At 26.9% G+C, this 2,483-nt stretch carries 1 protein-coding gene; it reads left to right on the plus strand.

All coding sequences use genetic code 11. The annotated features are described in order from the left end of the window. Positions 1-2,403: hypothetical protein (locus L8X36_RS08005; protein ID WP_263683319.1), on the plus strand; the 2,403-nt coding region annotated here is incomplete at its 5' end. Positions 2,404-2,483: the final 80 nt, after the last annotated feature.

Raw genomic sequence — 2,483 nt, forward strand, 5'->3', positions numbered from 1 at the left:
AAATTTAATAATAATGATGTATATGATTATAATCTTGATACCTATAAACTCTTAAGTGGTAAAAACTTCTATGGCCAAATGGCTACTAATAAAAACCTTTCAAATATCACTTTAATCTATGATAATCCTAAAGATAAAACTCATTCTAAAATGAATGATTTATATTTTAAACAAGACATACTCACTCCAAGTATTAAAGAAGATATTTTTGTAGTTAATGGCTTTCATAGTTCCAACTCAGCTAATACTACCCTAAATCAAATCAGCTATATACCTTTTTTAGTTTCTGCTTATACCTTTAATGCAAAAGCTAATAATAATACCTTAGTATTAAAAGCAGGAGAATTATCTTCAGTATATTATTTAAAACCTACTGATAAAGAAGTAATTAATCCTAAAGCTACGGGTTTAGATAATAAATATAATTTTCTAATCACTCCAGCCATAGCTAGAAAAGGTGAAGTAAGCAATAATACTTTAAACTTCTTAAAAGATGCCTATGTAAATATGGGTGTTGAAAACACCTATACCTTACCTTTAAATGGTGCTCCTTATATCTTAGGTGCTTTTGGTGTAGATGCTAATGCTAATAATAATACAGTTGTATTAAACAAGGGAGTAAAGATAGACTTTCATACTACCCCTTATAGACAAAGCATGCTAGGAGATAATATCTTTGATGAGAGAATGACTCATGTAACAGGAGCTATTACTTATAATGGCAATGCTAAAAATAATAAGGTTATTATAGATGGAGCTTCTTTATTAGTACATGGTCCAAGTGGAGCTTATTCAACATCAGCTGCTACTCACTTAGGAGGAGCTTTTGTAGATGTTAATAATAATCAAAGCTATGAAGTAAGTAATAATAGTGTATTAATCAATGATTTAAAACTAGATTTAAGAGTAGATACTAAAAATACCCCATTAGCTTATAATGCCATCTTAGTAGGAGAAATCTATGGGGGTAAAATCATACAAGGTAATGCTTATAAAAACACTATAGATATAAAAGACTTACAAACCTTATTAGCATTAAATACTAATGTAGAAGTAAAAGCTCTTTTAGACTTTTATGCAGGTATGACTAATAATGGTATAGCTAATGATAATAATATTAATATTAATCTAAAAAAGCCATTTGAGATTAATTCTAATTTTACAGGTAAAAATGAGTTTAATCTTTATGGTGGGGTAGCTACTAAAGGAGCTAATAATAATAGTATTAATATCAATGGGGATTTAACCCAAGGACTTACTGTTGAAAACCATCAAGATAAAATTCAAATCACAGCAGCACAAACTCTAAGTTCTAAAGCAAATAATAATAGCATTGTTATTAAAAACTCAAACATAGCTATACCTTTATACTTATATGGAGTAAGTAAGGTTAGTTTGGATAATAAAGATTATTATGCAAGTAGTGCTAATGCTAATAGTATAGTTTTAGATAATGTAAAATCAGGTAGAAACCTCACTACTATTATAGAAGCTGATAATTTAGAAAAAAACACTATAAAATATAATCTTGTACAATCTTTATCCAATGCTTCTAATATAGATAAAGGTTCTAAAATCATTTTAAGAGCCAATGAAAATGCTAATAATAATACTTTAAACATTAAAGATTATTCAAGTGCAGCTAGCTCTAATGTTTATGTTATTAATGCTAAAACTGAAAGTGCTAATAATACTTTTATCTTTGATAATTTAGCCCTAGGTACAGCTTCTGATAAAAGAGAAGGGGAAATAGTAATTAGTGCAGGTATAGCTAAGAATACTCATGATAATTATACTCATATAAATAATTTAAATATAGATGAGTATAAAAACAACAAAGCTATATTTATAAGTGCTTCTGGTGTATATAGTGAAAATGATAAAAGCTATAATAATACCTTATATCTAAGTGGTAATACTAATATTTTTAATAATACTAATATAGAAGTATTAGCAGGTAGCTTTTTACAAACTAAAGAAGATGATAGCTTTGTATCAAAAGCTCTAATGCATAAAAGTGGTACTAATAATCATTTAGTATTAAATACAAGTATCAAAGCAAATACTATTAATAACTTTGATCATTATAGCTTTATCTTAAAAGATGATACTAAAACTTATTTAAGTGCTAAAGAAGCTATTAATCTTTCTAAAGATAGTTCTATTAATGTATATACAAGCAATAATGTAAAAAATAAAAGCATTATTTTAATGCAAAGTGAAAAAGGCTTTGTAGATGCAAACAATAAACATCTAAATCAAAAAGATTTACAAAGCTTATTAGAAACTATTACTAAAAACAATCAAAGCTTACATAAAAACATCAAAGCAAAAGTTCAAAAGGCTAAATACACTCTAAGTGTAAGTAAAGATGCAAAAAGCATAGTAGTGAATTTAAACTAAAGCAATATACCAAAAGGATTAATTATGAAAAAGCTAGCAAATCACATCATACTCTCAGGTGTAACGGTATCAATGTTATT

It is taken from the genome of Campylobacter sp. CNRCH_2014_0184h (genome assembly GCF_025772985.1).
Classification (GTDB): domain Bacteria; phylum Campylobacterota; class Campylobacteria; order Campylobacterales; family Campylobacteraceae; genus Campylobacter_D.